12 protein-coding genes are annotated in these 15,809 nt (G+C 67.3%); 8 read left to right on the forward strand and 4 right to left on the reverse strand.

Annotation, left to right across the window (positions count from 1 at the left end):
- The first annotated feature begins 3 nt into the window (after nucleotides 1–3).
- Nucleotides 4–1,461, forward strand: coding sequence for an NAD-dependent succinate-semialdehyde dehydrogenase (locus CLD20_RS11350; protein ID WP_224406730.1), 1,458 nt, complete (start codon nucleotides 4–6; stop codon nucleotides 1,459–1,461).
- Between the two features lie 173 nt (nucleotides 1,462–1,634).
- On the opposite strand, the gene folK is transcribed toward CLD20_RS11350, so the two are convergent.
- Together folK and folP are read right to left on the reverse strand one after the other, a co-directional pair.
- Nucleotides 1,635–2,141, reverse strand: coding sequence for a 2-amino-4-hydroxy-6-hydroxymethyldihydropteridine diphosphokinase (gene folK, locus CLD20_RS11355; protein ID WP_224406731.1), 507 nt, complete (start codon nucleotides 2,139–2,141; stop codon nucleotides 1,635–1,637).
- The gene (folP, locus tag CLD20_RS11360; RefSeq protein ID WP_224406732.1) at nucleotides 2,126–3,025 is read right to left on the reverse strand and encodes a dihydropteroate synthase; all 900 of its coding nucleotides are present in this window, start codon (nucleotides 3,023–3,025) and stop codon (nucleotides 2,126–2,128) included. The genes folK and folP overlap by 16 nt, the downstream gene beginning before the upstream one ends.
- Before the next feature lie 100 nt (nucleotides 3,026–3,125).
- On the opposite strand from folP, the gene CLD20_RS11365 reads away from it, so the two are divergent.
- Nucleotides 3,126–4,301, forward strand: coding sequence for a glycosyltransferase family 4 protein (locus CLD20_RS11365; RefSeq protein ID WP_224406733.1), 1,176 nt, complete (start codon nucleotides 3,126–3,128; stop codon nucleotides 4,299–4,301).
- A gap of 45 nt (nucleotides 4,302–4,346) precedes the next feature.
- On the opposite strand, the gene ppk2 is transcribed toward CLD20_RS11365, so the two are convergent.
- A complete protein-coding gene (ppk2, locus tag CLD20_RS11370) occupies nucleotides 4,347–5,216 on the reverse strand; it encodes a polyphosphate kinase 2 (protein WP_224406734.1) in 870 nt (289 codons plus the stop codon).
- A gap of 89 nt (nucleotides 5,217–5,305) precedes the next feature.
- On the opposite strand from ppk2, the gene CLD20_RS11375 reads away from it, so the two are divergent.
- On the forward strand, nucleotides 5,306–6,652 hold the full coding sequence (locus tag CLD20_RS11375) for an ATP-binding protein (RefSeq protein WP_224406735.1): 1,347 nt from the start codon (nucleotides 5,306–5,308) through the stop codon (nucleotides 6,650–6,652).
- Nucleotides 6,653–6,737: 85 nt separating this feature from the next.
- Here the strand turns inward: CLD20_RS11375 and CLD20_RS11380 are convergent, their stop codons facing one another.
- The gene (locus CLD20_RS11380; RefSeq protein ID WP_224406736.1) at nucleotides 6,738–7,235 is read right to left on the reverse strand and encodes a GcrA family cell cycle regulator; all 498 of its coding nucleotides are present in this window, start codon (nucleotides 7,233–7,235) and stop codon (nucleotides 6,738–6,740) included.
- A 356-nt stretch (nucleotides 7,236–7,591) separates the two neighbouring features.
- Here CLD20_RS11380 and CLD20_RS11385 point away from each other — a divergent pair, with 356 nt between their 5' ends.
- The 5 genes from CLD20_RS11385 to CLD20_RS20395 all read left to right on the forward strand — a co-directional run bounded on the left by CLD20_RS11385 (nucleotide 7,592) and on the right by CLD20_RS20395 (nucleotide 15,711).
- On the forward strand, nucleotides 7,592–8,791 hold the full coding sequence (locus CLD20_RS11385) for an aspartate aminotransferase family protein (protein ID WP_224406737.1): 1,200 nt from the start codon (nucleotides 7,592–7,594) through the stop codon (nucleotides 8,789–8,791).
- A gap of 11 nt (nucleotides 8,792–8,802) precedes the next feature.
- On the forward strand, nucleotides 8,803–9,720 hold the full coding sequence (gene argF, locus CLD20_RS11390; protein WP_224406738.1) for an ornithine carbamoyltransferase: 918 nt from the start codon (nucleotides 8,803–8,805) through the stop codon (nucleotides 9,718–9,720).
- Nucleotides 9,717–10,712: an Hsp33 family molecular chaperone gene (locus CLD20_RS11395; RefSeq protein WP_224406739.1), complete on the forward strand. Its 996-nt coding sequence runs from the start codon at nucleotides 9,717–9,719 to the stop codon at nucleotides 10,710–10,712. The genes argF and CLD20_RS11395 overlap by 4 nt, the downstream gene beginning before the upstream one ends.
- An 83-nt stretch (nucleotides 10,713–10,795) precedes the next feature.
- On the forward strand, nucleotides 10,796–12,322 hold the full coding sequence (locus tag CLD20_RS11400; RefSeq protein WP_224406740.1) for an efflux RND transporter periplasmic adaptor subunit: 1,527 nt from the start codon (nucleotides 10,796–10,798) through the stop codon (nucleotides 12,320–12,322).
- Nucleotides 12,319–15,711 (forward strand): efflux RND transporter permease subunit, encoded by a 3,393-nt coding sequence (locus CLD20_RS20395; protein ID WP_224406741.1) that lies wholly within the window; start codon nucleotides 12,319–12,321, stop codon nucleotides 15,709–15,711. Before CLD20_RS11400 ends, CLD20_RS20395 begins: the two co-directional genes overlap by 4 nt.
- The last annotated feature ends 98 nt before the right edge of the window (nucleotides 15,712–15,809 follow it).

Consider the following 15,809-nt stretch of genomic DNA (forward strand, 5'->3'; position numbering starts at 1 on the left):
CACATGTTGCAGAAGGCGCATTTCTGGAAGCGCGAAGCCAACCTTATCGGCGGCGAATGGGTCGGTGCCGATTCAGGCAAGACCATCGACGTCGTCAATCCGGCCACGGGCGAGACCATCGGCACGGTGCCGAATGCCGGCAAGGCGGAAACCGAGCGGGCGATCGCCGCGGCCGAAAAAGCCTTCGAGAGCTTCAGGAAGACGACGGCTGCCGAGCGCGCCAAGCTTCTGCGGGACCTCCACGACGCCATCATGGACAACCAGGATCCGCTCGCCGAGCTTCTGACGATGGAGCAGGGCAAGCCGCTCGCCGAATCGAGGGGCGAGGTCGGCATGAGCGCCGCCTATGTCCTGTGGTTTGCCGAGGAGGCGCGCCGCGTCTACGGCGACATGGTGCCTTCGCCCTGGGCCGACCGCCGCATCATGGTGACCAAGCAGCCGGTGGGCGTCATCGCCGCCATCACCCCTTGGAATTTCCCGTCCTCGATGCTGTCGCGCAAGATCGGCCCGGCAATCGCGGCCGGTTGCACGGCGGTGGTCAAGCCGGCGACCGCGACGCCCTATTCGGGCCTCGCCTGGGGTGCGCTGTGCCAGGAGGTCGGCATCCCCGACGGCGTCGTCAACATCGTCACCGGTTCGGCCCGCGAGATCGGCGGCGCCATCATGGAGAGCCCGGTGGTGAAGAAGGTGACCTTCACTGGCTCCACCGATGTCGGCAAGGTGCTCCTCAAGCAGGCCGCCGATACGGTCAAGAAGGTCTCCATGGAGCTGGGCGGCAACGCGCCGTTCCTGGTCTTCGACGACGCCGACATCGACCGTGCCGTCGCCGGCGGCATCGCCGCCAAGTACAGGAATTCCGGTCAGACCTGCGTCTGCACCAACCGCTTCTACGTGCAGGCCGGCATCTATGACCGCTTCGCGGAGAAATTCGCCGCCGCCGCCAAGGAACTGAAGGTCGGTTCCGGCCTGGAGGAAGGCACGCAGCAGGGCCCGCTCATCGATGAAGGCGCGGTCGAGAAGGTCGAGGAGCTGATCGCCGATGCCGTCGACAAGGGCGGCAACATCGTCGCCGGCGGCAAGCGCCACGAGCTCGGCGGCAGCTTCTTCGAGCCGACCGTGATCGCCGGCGCCACCCCGGACATGCGCTTCTCCAAGGAAGAGATCTTTGGCCCGGTCTCGCCGCTCTTCAAGTTCGAGACCGAGGAAGAGGGTATCCGGCTCGCCAATGACACGGATTTCGGCCTTGCCTGCTATTTCTATACGCAGGATCTCGGCCGCACCTTCCGTGTCTCCGAGGCGCTCGAATACGGCCTCGTCGGCGTCAACGAGGGCGTGATCACCACCGAGGTCGCACCCTTCGGCGGGATGAAGGAATCCGGTCTCGGCCGCGAGGGCTCCAAATACGGCATCGACGACTATCTGGAGATCAAATACGTCTGCATCGGCGGTCTCGGCATGTAGCCGGGACGACTGCCCTGCGCACCGTATAGGCGCATCGCCCTCTCCCCTTGAGGGGGAGGGTAGCTGCCGGAGGAAGCGGGATGAGGGATATGCCTCGCCCGCACTCTGGCATCTTGTTTTATGATTTTTCCCGCGCGTGGGCGCCCCATTTGGGCACGCGGGCGCGGGGGAAATCAGCCGCGGTGCCAGCCGCCCGGCGCGGCCTCGACGAGATCCGAGGTGTCGACCTCCGCCAACAACGCGCGCGCGGTCCGTCCCTTCACCTTCGCTTCCGGCCACAGATCCGCGAGCGGCTTCAGCGCGAAGCCGCGCTCGCTGAGATGCGGATGCGGGATGGCGAGCGCTTCCTCCGAGATCTCCGCCTCGTCCCAGACGAGGACATCAATGTCGATGAGTCGCGGCCCCCAGCGTTCGCTGCGCACGCGCCCGAGCTTCTGCTCCACCTTGAGGATCGTCTTCAGCATCTGCCGTGGCGAAAGCTCCGTTTCCACCAGAAGCGCGCTGTTCAGGAATTCCGGTTGGTCCGTATTGCCCCAGGGCGCCGACCGGTAGAGCGGCGCCGAGGCGAGGATTTCGATCCCCTCTTCTGTTGCAAGCAGCTCCGCCGCCTGCCGAAAAGCCTCCGCCGGATCGCCGAGATTGCCGCCGAGCCCGAGGACGGCCTTCACCGCTCCCGCCACGGCCCCGCCTCGCTCTCGATAGCAGAGATCATCTTCAGCGCGTCCGCATGGGCGGCGACGTCGTGGACGCGCAGGATCGCCGCGCCCCTTTCGGCCGCGGCGATGCCGGTCGCCAGCGTGCCGAAGAGGCGCGCATCGACCTCGCGGCCGGTGACCCGGCCGATGAAGGTCTTTCGCGACGTGCCGACGAGGAGTGGAAAGCCGAGCGGCGAAAGCTCGGCGAGCCGGGCGAGAAGCGCCAGGTTCTGCTCCACGCTCTTGCCGAAGCCGAAGCCGGGATCGAGCGCGATCCGGTCCTCCTTCACACCGGCGCGGGCCGCGATTTCAAGCGAACCCTCGAAGAAGGCGAGGCAGGCGGCGACCGGATCGCCCTGTGTGCCCGTTCTTGCGCCGAAAAGGGCGGGATTGTGCATGATGACGAGGCCGGCACCCGAGGAGGCGGCTACTTCGGCGAGCTCCGGCTCGCCCTTCAGTCCCTGTACGTCGTTGACGATCTCGGCGCCGGCCTGGAGCGCGGCCTCCGCCACTTTAGCCTTTACCGTGTCGACCGAGAGGATCGCCCTGCCGCCGGCGAGCGCGGAAAGCACCGGCAGGATGCGCCTCTCCTCTTCCTCCGCGGGGACGCGCTCGCCCCCGGGCCGGGTCGATTCCCCGCCGATATCAAGGATCTCCGCGCCCTCCTCGACAAGCCGGCGCCCGGTGGCGACGGCGTGGGAGCGCTCGAAATTCACTCCGCCGTCGGAAAAGGAATCCGGCGTCGCGTTGATGATCCCCATCAGGATCGGCATGCGCGACGCCTTCTCGTCGGCTCGCCAGCCCTCAAGCATGTCGGCGAAGCGCGCGCCCCTGTCGTGGCTTTCGCTCCGTGCCGCAGTTGCACCCATCTTCCGCTCCCTGCCGCGCCGCTCACCGGCCGGCTCTGCCGATTAACGTGCTCTTATCGCACCCTGTCGATAATGGCCGCCCAATCGAGAGGATAGGGCGATGCCGGCGCAGAAACTGAAAATCCTTCACGTCTTCCGTGCGCCGGTCGGCGGCGTCTTCCGGCATGTCTGCGACCTTGCCGAGATGCAGGCCGCCGCGGGCCACGATGTCGGCATCATCTGCGATTCCATCACCGGCGGCCCGTTCGAATGCGAGAAGCTCGCCGAGATCCGCAAGTTCCTCTCCCTCGGCCTGGAACGCACGCCGATGGACCGGCCGATCCGCCCGAACGACCTTGGCGCCTTCGTGCGCGTGCGGGCGCATGCGGCCGCGCTGAAACCCGACATCATCCACGGCCACGGCGCCAAGGGGGGCGTCTTTGCACGTCTGGCGGCGGTCTCCGAACGGCGCGCCGGCCGCTCTGTCGCGACCTTCTACACCCTCCACGCCGGCAGTCTCAATTTCGACCCGCGTTCGACGCCTGGCCGCCTCTACTTCGGCGTTGAACGGCTGCTGGAGAGGGTGACGGACGGGCTCATCCACGTCTCCGCATTCGAGGCGGCGACCTATCGCGAAAAGGTCGGCGTTCCGCGCTGCCCGGCGCATGTCATTCATAACGGGTTGAAGCCGGAGGAATTCCGGCCGATCGAGAAGGTCGGGGATCCGGCGGACTTTCTCTATTTCGGCGAGCTGCGCGCCGCCAAGGGCGTGGAGATTTTCCTTCAGGCGCTCCTGATGCTGAAGCAGGCCGGCCGGCCCATCACGGCGCATATCGTCGGCGGAGGCAAGGAGGAGGCGGTCGCCGCCAGCAAGGGCTTTGCCCGTGACAACGGGCTGGAGGAGGTGAGCTTTCACACGCCGATGCCCGCCCGCGAGGCCTTTGCCAAGGCGCGCACCATCGTCGTTCCCTCGCTGGCGGAATCGCTTCCCTATGTCGTGCTCGAGGCTGCTGCGGGCGGCATGCCGATGGTGGCGACGAATGTCGGCGGCATCCCCGAGATCTTTCTTGGCGAGGATGAGCGCCTCATCGAGCCCGGCAATGTCGATGCGCTTGTCCGTGCGCTTCAGGATGCGCTCGACGACGAGACGCGGCTGGCGGCGGAAGCCGCCGAGCGACGTCTAGGGGTGCGCGAGCGCTTCTCGCTCGAGGGCATGGTCGAGCAGATCGAGCGGATCTATTTCGAGGCGCTCAATCAACGGCGTAGCGCGGTGGAAGAAACCCGCAGCGCCGCCTGAGGGGCTGCACTCAAACGGAGCTTCCGCCGAAAAGGCTCCAGCTCGCTATGTTTCCAGCGGCTGCGGCCCGGCCTCCTTCTGCCGCAGGAAGCCGGCGCCTGCGCCGATGACCTGATCGTCGACCTTGCCGATCGTCTCAGGCTCCTTGCCGTCGTACGGCAGCTCCTGCAGCACCAGCCGGATGAGGTTGAGACGCGCGCGCCGCTTGTCGTTCGCCCGCACCACATACCAGGGGGCATAGTTGGTGTGCGTCGTCTCCAGCATTTTGTCGCGCGCCGCCGAGAACTCGTCCCAGGCTCCGACGGCCGCCATGTCGACGGGCGAGATCTTCCAGGATTTGAGCGGATTGTGGCGCCGTTCGTGGAAACGCAGCATCTGCATCTCCCGCCCGATATTCAGCCAGAACTTGAAGAGGTAGACGCCGTCGCGCACCAGCATGCGCTCGAAGTCGGGCGCCTCGCGCAGGAAGCTTTCCGATTCTGCCTTCGTGCAGAAGCCCATCACCGGCTCGACGACCGCGCGGTTGTACCAGGACCGGTCGAAGAGGACCATTTCACCGCGGGCGGGCAATTCCTCCACATAGCGCTGGAAGTACCACTGGCCGCGCTCGCGCTCCGTCGGCGCCGCCAGCGCCACGATGCGGGCATGGCGTGGGTTGAGATATTCGCGCACCACCTTGATGGCGCCGCCCTTGCCGGCCGCGTCGCGTCCCTCGAAGAGGAGGACGATGCGCTGTTCCCTGGCCTGCACCCAGGACAGCACTTTCACCAGCTCGTGCTGCAGCTGGTGCAGCTCCTGCTCGTAGGCGCGGCGCTTCATTTTCTTCGCGTAGGGATAGTTGCCCGAAGTAAGGGCGCCCTCGCGCACCCAGGCAGGTGGTTCGGGTGCATCGAGATCGAAGAGCGGCGAGTTCATGCTATTTCTTGTCGAGGTTGATTCGATGACGCTAGCCTGTCACGCAGCTTGTTTACACAGCCGCGCGGACCTTTTCGAGAGCGATGCAATTGGCTGAAGATCCTGAATCCGCTGGCGACGTCGAGGAAACGGGACCGGCCCCGCTGATGCGGCTCGCAGCTGCAAGGCTGCCTCTGCTTCTGACGGCGCTCGCGGCGGTGCTGGCGAGTGTCTATTTCAAGGTTCCGCCGCTTCTCTCGCTCGCCGCTTTCCTGCTCATCGCTCTGGCGACGGCGATGGCGCCGCGACAGCCAAGGAATGGCCGGCGCTTTTCCGGCGGCGCCCGCCCGCGCATCCTCTGGCCCGATACGGGCATGAAGGCCGTCGCCCAGTCGCTGCCCCATCCCACCTTCATTCTCGATACCGGGGGCATCGTGCGCTTTGCGAATGCGGCGGCGTCGCAGGCCTTCGCCCAGGCGCGGGCCGGCGACGCCCTGTCGATGACCATCCGCTCGCCGAGGCTGCGCGAGGCGCTGAGGCTGGCGGCGGCCGGGCAGGAGACCACGTTCGAATTCCGTGAAAGAAGCGGCGCCGAGCTCGTCTACGTCGTTTCCGTGCGCCACGTGCATCACGCCGCCGCCAGCGGGCCCTTCATTCTCGTCCTTTTCGAGGACGTGACCGAGCGCCAGGCGATCGCCCGCATGCGGGCCGACTTCGTCGCCAATGCGAGCCATGAGCTGCGCACGCCGCTCGCCGCCGTCTCGGCCATCATCGACACGTTGCGTGGCGCGGCGAAGGACGATCCGGTCGCCCAGGACCGCTTCCTTGCCATCATGCACGAACAGGCCGAGCGCATGCGCCGCTTGCTCGACGACTTGCTGTCGCTGTCGCGGCTGGAAATGCGGGCGCACCAGCGGCCGAGCACGCAGGTCGACCTCGGCCAGGTGCTGCGCCGCGTGGTCGACGGCATGAAGCCGCTCGCGGCCGATCTCGGCGTCGCCATCTCCCTTGATGCGGAAGGCGAGCCGCTCATGGTCCTCGGCGACGAGGACGAACTGCACCAGGTCTTCGAAAATCTGATCGAGAACGGGCTGAAATACGGCTCTTCCGGAGAACGGCTTGAGGTCGCGATGAAGCGCATTCCCTCCGCTGCCGGGGGACTTGTCGTGGCGAGCGTGACCGATTTCGGCCCGGGCATATCGAAGGAGCATCTGCCCCGCCTGACGGAGCGCTTCTACCGGGTCGACGTCGCCTCGAGCCGCGAGAAGCAGGGCACGGGTCTCGGCCTTGCCATCGTCAAGCACATCCTCACGCGCCACCGCGCCCGTCTCGACATCGACAGCACGCTCGGCAGGGGCGCCACCTTCCGCGTCAGTCTCGCTGCGGCAGAAGCCGGCCCGGAAGCCCAGCCGCCCAGCGGCGGGCAGGTCGGCGCGCAGGAGCCGGCGGAGGTTTAGGCCCGCACGATAGGCGAGCCCCGAAAAAACAAGGCGGGGCCGAGGCCCCGCCAGTTTGTTACGCCAGTCTTAGGGAGGAGCTGTCCTAGCCGTGCGCCGTTCGCTTGAGCTTCCGGCGCGGGTCGGAGCCCTGATAGGCGACCCCGGCGTGATACTCGCAGTACGGCACGCCCTCGAGGGAATCGCAGCCGCAGAAGTAGAAGTCCTCCTCGCTCGGATCGCCGATCGGCCATTTGCAGGTGCGTTCGGTGAGCTTCTCGATCGAGAGGCGCTTGGAAATGGGCACGACCACGGAATGCGTCGGCCGAACCTCGGCGGCGATCTCGATTTCTTCCTCCGCCTGCAGCGCGGTCGCGCCGATCGTCACCGTGCGGCGCTGGCGCACGGCCGGAGCGGTGCGGGCGCGCCTCGAGCGCTTGATCGTCGAAGTCGGCTGGCCGCGGCCGGAAAGGCCGAGCCGGTGGATCTTGCCGATCACCGCATTGCGCGTCACGCCGCCGAGCTCGCCGGCGATCTGGCTGGCACTCAGGCCTTCCTGCCAGAGCTTCTTGAGGAGATCGACTCGTTCATCGGTCCAGGACATGGTGTCTTGGCTCCCTCATCATCGGTGTGAGACGGAATCCCTCTGCCGCCACAGGACCCGCAGGGCCTGCGCTGACGCAAGAACTAGTGGGAGAACTATGCCCGTCGCACGAGATATCGTGCTTTAACGATTTATTAAGCTACAGATCGCGTGACTCGCCCACAAGAGTCCGAACGCCATTTGGTGTCTTTTCCCCCGCTATCGGGCAAAAGTGAGTCCGGAATGCCACAGAAGCGGCCGCCTCTGGCATCAGAGAGCCCGGATTGCGCGCCGAACGGGCCTCATGGTAAAGATGATGAGCCGCCTTGAGGGCGGCTTTTCGTTTTTTTCACCCCCATTTCGAACGGACGAAAGCCATGACGGCCGCAGAACCTGTTTCGTCGCCTCTTTACGCAACCTACGCTCGGGCGGACCTCGCCTTCGAGCGAGGCGAGGGCGTCTGGCTCGAGACGGCCTCGGGCGAGCGATATCTCGATCTGATGGGCGGTATCGCCGTCAACGCTTTCGGCCACGCCAACCCGCATCTGGTGAAGGCGCTGAAGGAGCAGGCGGAGAAGCTCTGGCACGTCTCCAACATCTTCAAGATTCCCGGTCAGGAAGAGCTTGGCCGGCGCCTGTGCGAGGCAAGCTTCGCCGAGCGCGTCTTCTTCACCAATTCCGGCGGCGAGGCGATGGAATGCGCCATCAAGACGGCGCGCCGCTATCATTTCGCCAAGGGCGCGCCGGAGCGGCACCGCATCGTCACCTTCGAAGGCGCCTTCCATGGCCGCACGCTGGCGACCATCGCCGCGGGCGGCCAGAAGAAGTATCTGGAGGGCTTCGGACCCGTCGTGCCGGGCTTCGACCAGGTGCCGCTCGGCGACCGTGATGCGCTGAAGGCCGCGATCGGCCCCGAGACGGCGGCGATCCTGATCGAGCCTATCCAGGGCGAGGGCGGCATCCGTCCCGTCCCCTACGACTTCATGCGCTTCATCCGCGATCTCTGCGACGAGCACGGAATTCTCATGGTCCTCGACGAGATCCAGTGCGGCATGGGTCGTACCGGCAGGCTTTTTGCCCATGAATGGGCCGGCATTCGCCCGGACGTGATGGCGATCGCCAAGGCGATCGGCGGCGGCTTTCCGCTCGGCGCCTGCCTGGCGACGGCCGAGGCCTCCGACGCGATGATTGTCGGCACGCACGGTTCGACCTATGGCGGCAATCCGCTCGCCATGGCCGTTGGCAACGCCGTCCTCGACCTCGTCCTCGACGAAGAGTTCCTGCCGGAGGTGCGCCGCAAGGGCCTGCTCTTCAAGCAGAAGCTCGCCGGCCTCGCCGACGGTCATCCGGAGCTGATCGAAGGCGTCCGTGGCGAGGGCATGATGCTGGGCCTCAAGGTGAAGGGCGCGCCGGCCGACATTGTCGCTCACTTCCGCGATCACGGCGTGCTCACCGTCGGCGCCGGCGACAACGTGGTGCGCCTCCTGCCGGCTCTCGTCATCTCCGAGGCGGAGATGGACGAAGGCATCGCGCGCATGGAGGCGGCGCTGGCCTCCGCTTCCGCCGCGGCGGCTTAGGGGAGGGCGCAATGGGGCTACGGCATTTCCTGGACCTTTCCGAGGTCTCTTCCGACGAGCTGCGCGCCATCCTCGATGACGGCAAGCGGCTCAAGGCCGAACGGCGGAGCGGCAGCAAGTCGCGTCCGCTCGACGGCAAGATGCTGGCGATGATCTTCGACCAGCCTTCGACGCGCACGCGCATTTCCTTCGACGTCGCCATGCGCCAGCTCGGCGGCGACGCGCTCCTCCTGTCGGGCCGCGACATGCAGCTCGGCCGCGGCGAGAGCGTCTCCGACACGGCCAAGGTCCTGTCGCGCTACGTCGACATCATCATGATCCGCACCCTCGACCACGACATGGTGGCCGCGCTCGCCGAGCATGCCACGATCCCGGTCATCAACGGTCTGACGCGCCGGTCCCATCCGTGCCAGCTGATGGCCGACCTCATGACCTTCGAGGAGCATCGCGGCCCGGTGAAGGGCAAGAAGTTCGCCTGGCTGGGGGACGCCAACAACGTCCTCTATTCCTGGATTCACGCCGCCAAGCGCTTCGATTTCGCCCTCGACGTGGCGAGCCCGCCGGAGCTTGCCCCGCAGGACGGCGCCATCGCCTGGGCGCAGGAGCACGGCGCGAAGGTGCGCTTTCTGGACGATCCGCAGGCGGCGGCCGCCGATGCCGACTGCCTCGTCACCGATACCTGGGTTTCCATGGGCGACGACGAGGGCGGCAGGCGCCACAACCTCCTCAAGCCCTATCAGGTCAACGACCGGATCATGGAATCTGCCAAGAAGGACGCCATATTTATGCATTGCCTTCCCGCCCATCGCGGCGAGGAGGTGACCGCAAGCGTGATCGATGGCCCGCAATCCGTCGTCTTCGACGAGGCGGAAAACCGTCTGCACGCGCAAAAGGCGATCCTCGCCTGGTGTCTTTCGGAGCAGAAGTGAGCGCAGAAGAGGTTCAACCGATCGAAGGTCCGGACGACCGGGCACTGCCCTTCCAGGTCGATCCGCTCGACGTGCGCGGCCGCGTGGTGACGCTCGGCCCGGCCCTCGATGCCATCCTTGCCCGCCATGACCTGCCGCGGCCCGTCAAGGTGCTGCTGGGCGAAGCGGTGGCGCTCGCCTCGCTTCTGGCGACCTCGCTCAAGGATACCGGCCGCTTCATCATGCAGGCCGAGACGGACGGCCCCGTCTCGCTGCTCGTCGTCGACATCCGCACGCCCGGCCAGATCCGCGCCACCGCCACCTGCAACCGCGAGCGTGTCGAGGCCGTCACCGAGGCCGGCCGCGCCTCCAGCGCCGACCTTCTCGGCCGCGGCACGCTGGCGATGACGATCGAGCAGGGGCGCGGCGGCCACCGCTATCAGGGTTTCGTGCCGCTCGAGCACGAGAACCTGGAAGCGGCCGCCCATGCCTATTTTCGCCAGTCGGAGCAGATCCCGACGCGCGTGCGCCTGGCGGTCGCCGAGGTGATGGATCGCGCCGAGACGGGCGAGGCCCGCCAGGCGTGGCGCGCGGGCGGCCTGATTGCCCAGTTCCTTCCCCGCTCGCCGGACCGCATCAAGGTGCGCGACCTGCATCCGGGCGATGCGCCTGAAGAGGCGGAACTGCCGGATGCGCACAAGGAGGACGACGCCTGGGTGGAGGCGGCGGCCCTGGTCGACACCGTCGAGGACGTGGAACTGATCGACCCTTCCGTTCCGGCCGAGCGGCTGCTGGTGCGTCTCTTTCATGAGCGCGGGGTGCGCGTCTTTGACGCAACGCGGCTGCAGGATCACTGCACCTGCTCGCGCGAGCGCATCGAGAACGTGCTGGAGCAGCTGCCGCCCGAGGAACTGGCAGAAGCCGCCGCCGACGGCGTCATCGGCGTGCGCTGCGAATTCTGCGGCAAGGAATACCGTTTCGCCCCGGACGAGGTGGGCACGGGCCGCGCCTGACCAATCTTTAAGTTGTCGAGAAGGTTCGGCCACCGTAGCGGTTCAGCACCGGTTCACGCTGTTGCGCTAGGGTTGGGCATGGCGTGCCGCTCTCCGGCCGCCGCCTGAAGAGGGACAGGAAGCTGAGCGACAAGGCCAAAAAGCCACGGCTGGTCGTCGACGCGGCGGAACCGCTGCGCGACGAGCCCTTGTCCGATCCGGGATCGGAAGAGGTTCGGCACCCTGTGCGCGAGCCTGGGCCCCGCCGTGCTCCCGCACGCCGTGTGCCGCGCCCGGACGAGCCGACGGCGCCGCTCAGGGCCCGCACCGGCCATCCTTTTCTGCGCGGCATCGTCCAACTCGTTCTCGTCGTCGCGGTGCTTGCTGCCTCCGTCGCCGGCATGCGCTATCTGACAGCCAGCAAGCCGAAGGCGCCGAGCCGCCCGGCCACCGAGCAGGTCTACACCATCGAGCGGCAGACGGTGGCGCTCGGCGACACCCGCCCGAGCTTTTCCGTCTTCGGCGGCACGGTCGCGAACGAGAGCGTGGAGCTGCGCGCCCTCGTCTCCGGCGAGATCGCCTCCGTCGCGCCGGAACTCGAAGCCGGCCGCCACGTCAAGGCCGGCCAGGTGCTCGCCACCATCGACCCCTTCGCCTATCGTGGCGCCGTCACCGAGGCCCGGGCCAATATGCGCGAGGCCGAGGCGAGCCTTGCCGAGCGCGAGGCGAGCATTTCCGCCCAGGAGACGGCCCTGAAGCGGGCAAGGGAGCAGCTGGAACTTGCCCGTAACGACCTGCAGCGCGCCGAGCAGCTTCGCCAGCGCGGCAACACCACCCAGCAGGGGCTCGAGGAGCGCCAGCTCATCGTCAGCCAGCGCGCTGCTGCCGTCGAGCAGGCCGAGGCGAGCCTCGAGGTCGAGCGCGCCCGCGCCGAGCAGCAGCGCGCCGTCAACGACCGCCTCGCCTGGAAGCTGGAGGAGGCGGAGAAGAACCTCGCCGATACCGAATTGAAGGCACCCTTCGACGGCGTGGTCGTCAGCGAGACGGCCGGCATCGGGCGCAAGGTGAGCGCCAGCGACGTCGTCGTCCAGCTCTACCGGGAGGGCTCCGTCGAGGCCCGCTTCATCGTCAGCGACCGGCAGTTCGGCCGCCTTCTGTCCGACAGCGATGGCGTTGTCGGACGCCCGGTCGAGGTGACCTGGACCGTCGGCGGCGCGGCCGTCACCTATCAGGGCGAGATCGACCGCATCGGCGCGGAGGTCCTTGCCGATCGCGGCGGCGTGGAGCTCTTTGCCCGCATCACCGAGGAAAACCCGAAAGTGACGCTCCGCCCCGGCGCCTTCGTCGAGGTGACGGTTCCCGACAAGCTCTACCGTCAGGCGATCCGCCTGCCGGAGACGGCGCTTTACGGCGGCAATTCCGTATTCGTCGTGGAGGATGGGCGCATGCGCCGGAGGCCGGTCGAGGTGGCAGCCTATGACGGCGCCGACATCGTCATCGCTTCCGGGCTGAAGCCGGGCGAGGAGGTGATGACGACCCAGATCGCCGATGCCCGCGACGGCCTCAAGGTCGCCGCCCCCGGCGAACATATGCGCGCCGCGCCCGCCCAGGGCATGGGGCACGGATCGTGAGCAGTCCGGACGCCGGCTCCGGCGTCCCGCGCGACCGGGACGCCATTCCGATCGTGGAGCTCTTCGCCCGCCACAACAACGCGGCGAACCTCCTCATGGTGCTGATGATCCTCTTCGGCATCTTCGCACTCGTCAAAATCAACACGCAGTTCTTCCCCTCGATGGAGGCCGATTCCATCACCGTCACCATCCCCTGGTCGGGGGCGAGTGCGGAGGACGTGGAGGCCAATATCCTCGACGTGGTGGAACCGGCGGTGCGCTTCCTCGACGGCGTCGACGAGATGCGCTCCTATGCCCGCGAGGGAAGCGGCTCCATCACCCTGGAATTCCAGGAGGGCGCCGACATGCAGAAGGCGCTCGCCGACGTGGAGGCGGCCGTGGCCGCGATCTCCACGCTGCCGGAGGATGCCGACGAGCCGAAGATCGCCTTTCGCCAGTGGCGCGAGGCCGTGGCGCGGCTGGCCGTCACCGGCCCCTATTCGGAGGCTTCCCTCAAGGCCATCGCCAAGCGGGTGCATGACGGGCTGATCGATGCCGGTATCGACAGCGTCACCTATACGGGCCTCAGGAGCGAGGAACTCCTCGTCACCGTGCCGGAGCGCGAATTGCGCCGCCTCGGCCTTTCGATCGGCGATATCTCCACCGCCATCTCCGGCAACAGCCGCGACCTTCCCTCCGGCAAGCTGGAGACGACCGTCTCGCGCCAGATCCGCGCTCTTTCCGACGCGAGCGACCCGGCCGCGCTGAGGGATATCGAGGTGAAGGCCTTTTCGACCGGCGAGCGCATCCGCCTCGGCGATATCGCCGATATTCGCGAGCGCTTCGATCCGGACGACAAGGAAGGCCTCGCCCGCGGCCAGAGAGCGATCGAGCTTTATGTCGAGCGCTCGGCGGGCGCCGATACGCTGGCCACAGCCCGGCTGATGGACGGCTACCTCGCCAAGGTGCGGCCGACGCTTCCGCCGGGCGTGGAAATTCTCAAATACGACGTCAACGCCGATACGGTGGCCGACCGCATCATGCTTCTGGTGAGGAATGGCCTGCAGGGCCTCGTCCTCGTCGTCGGCATCCTCTTCGTCTTCCTCAACGGCCGGATCGCCTTCTGGGTGGCGGCGGGCATTCCCGTCGCCATGATGACGACGCTCGGCATCATGTATGTCACCGGCCAGACGCTCAACATGATGTCGCTCTTCGCGCTCATCATGATGCTCGGGATCATCGTCGACGACGCCATCGTCGTCGGCGAGCACACCGCCACGCGCTCCGCCATGGGCGATGACGGGCTGACCGCCGCCACACGCGGCGCCGGCCACATGATCTCGCCGGTGATGGCCGCGAGCCTGACGACCGTGGCCGCCTTCGCGCCGCTCTTCCTGGTGCGCGGCGGCATCGGCACCTTCATCCAGACGCTCCCGCTCGTCGTTATCGCCGTCATCCTGGCGAGCCTGGTGGAGTGCTTCCTCGTTCTGCCCGGCCATCTCGCCCATTCTCTGAGGCGCCAGGCGAGCACCGGCTGGTCGATGTGGCGCTGGGTCTTCGCCGCGCTCTTCTTCGCCGCCGCGCTGATCCTTGCGCTGCGGCCCGGCACCGCCGAGATGCTCGGCCAGCCTTGGCTTCAGGGCCTCGAAAGCGCCTTCTCCGGCTTCGGCGGCATGGTGCAGACGGTTCTGATCGCACTGGCAGCCGTCGCTCTGGGCGCCCTGACGGAACTCGTCCTTGCCTTCCTCGCCCGCCGCCGGGCGAGGAGCACGCACCGGCGCAGCGCCATCCGCCGGGGGCTCGACAACGGCTTCGAATGGCTGCGCGCCGGCCCTTTCTACGGCCTCGTCACACTCGCCTATCGCTGGCGCTACGTCACGGTCGCGCTGGCCATGGCAAGCCTCATCGTCGCCGCCGGCCTTGTCATGGGCGGGCGTGTCTCCTTCGTCTTCTTTCCCTCGCCGGAAGCGGAGACCTTGCGGGGCCGCGTGGAGTTCAACGCCGGCACGCCGCAACAGGAAGTGGAGGACGCCGTCACCAGGCTGGAGGGCGCCCTGTGGGAGGCGAGCGAGCGCCTTTCCCCCGACAAGCCTCTGATCGTCGCCTCCTTCACCACCATCGGCTCGGCCGGGCGCTCGGAAGGCGACAACCTCGCCGAGTTCCGTGTCCAGCTCGTGACCTCCGAAAAGCGGGACATCCGCACGCCGGAGATCGTCAAGGCCTGGCAGGAGGCCGCGCCCGACCTGCCGGGCGTCAAGCGCTTCGCCATCTACGAGATGCGCGGGGGCCCTCCCGGACGCGACGTCGACATCCGCTTCCGCGGCGCCGACGCGGCGAGCCTGAAGGCCGCCGCCGAGGAGGCGCAGGAGGTGCTTTCCGGCTATCCCGGCGTCTCGGGTGTCGCCGACGACCTGCCCTACGGCAAGCCCGAATTCGTCATCCGCCTGACCCCGCGCGGCGCCGCGCTCGGCTTCACCAACGAGGAGGTCGGCCGCCAGGTGCGCAACGCGCTCGAAGGGGCGATCCCGCGCCGCTTCGCCAAGGGCGACGAGGAAGTCACGATCCGCGTCCAGCGCAAGCTGCGGGGCGAAGGCAGCGCCTCACTGCGAGCGCTGGAGCTGCGCACGCCGGACGGTTTCTACGTGCCGCTGGAGGAGGTGGCGACCTTGGGCGAGCGTCAGGGCTTTGCCGCCATCCAGCGCACCAACGGCAAGTCGACCGTTTCCGTCACCGCCGATATCGACCTCGGCGTCACCAATCCCGGCGAGGTGCTCTCGCAGCTGCGCCAGGCCGGCGCGATCGACCGCATCGCGACGAAATACGGCGTCGAGACCGTCTTCTCCGGCCGCGCCGAGGAAAGGCAGGACGCCTTCGCCGACCTGCGCCTCGGCGCCATCCTCGCCCTCGGCGTCATCTACATCATGCTCGCCTGGGTCTTCGGCTCTTATCTGAGGCCCGTGGCGGTGATGCTCATCATCCCCTTCGGCTTCGCCGGCGCCACTTTCGGCCATTACGCGATGGGCTTTGATCTCACCATTCTCTCGCTCTTCGGCCTGCTCGGGCTCGCGGGCATCCTCGTCAACGATTCCATCATCCTCGTCGCCCGGCTGGACGAGCGCCTGAAGGACGGCGATAGCCTCGGCGAAGCGGCGATCGGGGCAAGCTGCGATCGCCTGCGCGCGGTGCTCCTCACCTCGCTGACGACGATCGGCGGGCTTGCCCCGCTCCTTACCGAAACCAGCCTGCAGGCGCAGTTCCTTCTGCCGATGGCCATCACCATGGTCTTCGGTCTGGCCTTCGCCACCTGCCTCGTTCTCTTCCTGGTGCCGGCCCTCATCGGCATCGGCGGCGATATCGGCGGCCTTTTCCGATATGCCGCGGGCCGCCGGGCGCACGTCCCCGCGCACTAGATACCCGGCTCGTCGCTGCGTGGAATTTGAGCGTGGCGGCCGGCTGTGTCACAAACGCTTTGCCGTCACACAACAAGATCATCGACGGGGCGGGAAGA

Source organism: Afifella sp. IM 167 (genome assembly GCF_020144925.1).
Taxonomy (GTDB): Bacteria; Pseudomonadota; Alphaproteobacteria; order Rhizobiales; family Afifellaceae; genus Afifella.

Coding starts and splice junctions, on each gene's coding strand:
- CLD20_RS11380 (WP_224406736.1), bottom strand. CDS start 7,235: ATGTCCTGGACCGATGAACGAGTCGATCTCCTCAAGAAGCTCTGGCAG.
- folP (WP_224406732.1), bottom strand. CDS start 3,025: ATGGGTGCAACTGCGGCACGGAGCGAAAGCCACGACAGGGGCGCGCGC.
- CLD20_RS11385 (WP_224406737.1), top strand. CDS start 7,592: ATGACGGCCGCAGAACCTGTTTCGTCGCCTCTTTACGCAACCTACGCT.
- CLD20_RS11350 (WP_224406730.1), top strand. CDS start 4: ATGTTGCAGAAGGCGCATTTCTGGAAGCGCGAAGCCAACCTTATCGGC.
- argF (WP_224406738.1), top strand. CDS start 8,803: ATGGGGCTACGGCATTTCCTGGACCTTTCCGAGGTCTCTTCCGACGAG.
- ppk2 (WP_224406734.1), bottom strand. CDS start 5,216: ATGAACTCGCCGCTCTTCGATCTCGATGCACCCGAACCACCTGCCTGG.
- CLD20_RS11365 (WP_224406733.1), top strand. CDS start 3,126: ATGCCGGCGCAGAAACTGAAAATCCTTCACGTCTTCCGTGCGCCGGTC.